The following is a 1,634-nucleotide window of genomic DNA, read 5'->3' as shown; positions in this document are numbered from 1 at the left end:
GGCAGCTCGACGCTTTCGTGCGGCACGGCAACGCAACAGGCGGGCGGCACGCCGAACGGCCTGATCACGGCCGACACGCCGACGAGCGACGGCCTGCGCGTATTTCAGAACAACACGCCGTTCAAGCTCGCGATCACGACGAACGCGCCGAACGCGGATACCGTGGTGTGGTCGATTGCCGATTCGAATGGCGCGATCAAGACGCAGGGTAGCTTCCCCGTGAACGCCGGCGTGCAGACCAACACGATCTCCTGTACGTCGACGTGGTCGGGCTACGGCGCGCTCACGGCCACGCTGCGCGCGAACGGCGGCACGCTGCCGCACAGCGGCACGCGTCCGACGGGCATTGCGACGTTCGGCGTGCTGCCGAACCTCGCGCCTGTGCTCGGCACCGTGAACTACGCGCATCAGGATCAGCATCGCTTCGGCATGCAGGGCTTCAACGGCAATATCGCCGCGCTGCACGCGCTCGGCATCTCGTGGACGATCGACGACCGTCAGCAGTCGGCGATGGAGCCCAACGGTCCGAACTCGTACACGCCGAACGTGAGCGACCTCGATCCGTTCTACAAGAACAACCCCGACCAGATGCGCATCGTGCGTCTTGACGGTATCCCCGCATGGAATTCGAAGACGGGGCAGTTCACCGACAGCTACTACGCGCCGAAAGACCTCGGTGAATTCCAGAGCTTCATGGCGAAGGTCGGTACCGACACGAGCCTGATCCGCGCGGCGAACTATCCGAAGCAGCAGAACAACTACTATCAGGTGACGTGGGAGCCGAGCCTCGGCTGGGCCGATAGCGACGCGAACTTTGTCGCAATGTACAAGGCCGCCTATCAGGGCATCCACTCGACCGATCCGAACGCGATCGTGATGGGCACGGGCAATCCGTTCGCCTCCAATTGCGATACGTGTACGACGGGCTATCTGAAGAAGTTCGGCGCGCTCGGACTGTGGAATTACATCGACGCGGTTTCGACGCACGGCTACTGGAACGCGGGTACGTTCCCGGCGCATCCGCCTGAACTGCAGGACTCGGATCCCGATCCGGCGAACCAGGCCAACGCGCTCGACAACCAGATGATCCAGTTGCGCTCGGTGATGCAGGCCGGCAAGCCGAACATGAAGCTGTTCTTCACGGAAGCGGGCACGAGCTACGACCCGGGCATCAACTACGGCCCGACGACYCCTTCGCAGAATCAGCTGTTCGCACATGCYGCCGTTGGTGTTCGCTCGCACATCATCGTGCTGGGCGGCGGCGCGCAGGTGACGACGCTGTTCTTCGGCCCCGACTATCCGGGCGAAGTGGGCTACGGTTCGTTCTTCGACCTGAACAACGCGCAGGGCGCGTTCGGTGCGTCGAATCTGTCGCCGAAGCCTGAAGCGATGGCCTTCGCAACGATGACCCGCGTGCTCGACGGCACGAACACGCTGGGCCGCGTCAAGGGCACGCCGGGGGGTACGTTCGCGTATGCCTTCCAGCAGCTCGGCGACGGCAAGGTCGTGACGGCCGCATGGGCGCACAGCAACAGCCAGTGGCCGACGAGCAATGGCACGTACAGCCAGACGTATTCGACCGGCTATTCGCTGCAGGTCGACAATCCGGGTACGTCGGGCAACGTGACGAAGAT

The 1,634-nt window shown here is 63.6% G+C and carries 1 protein-coding gene; it reads left to right on the top strand.

Translation table 11 applies throughout. The features are described from left to right. A partial coding sequence (locus GCT13_RS47610) for a hypothetical protein (protein WP_227747411.1) occupies nt 1-1,634 on the top strand: 1,634 nt, incomplete at both ends.

The sequence above is a fragment of the Paraburkholderia franconis genome, assembly GCF_009362735.1.
Taxonomy (GTDB): domain Bacteria; phylum Pseudomonadota; class Gammaproteobacteria; order Burkholderiales; family Burkholderiaceae; genus Paraburkholderia; species Paraburkholderia franconis.
Note: the sequence above shows the minus strand (reverse complement) of the source record. Positions and strands in the feature narration are given on the sequence as shown.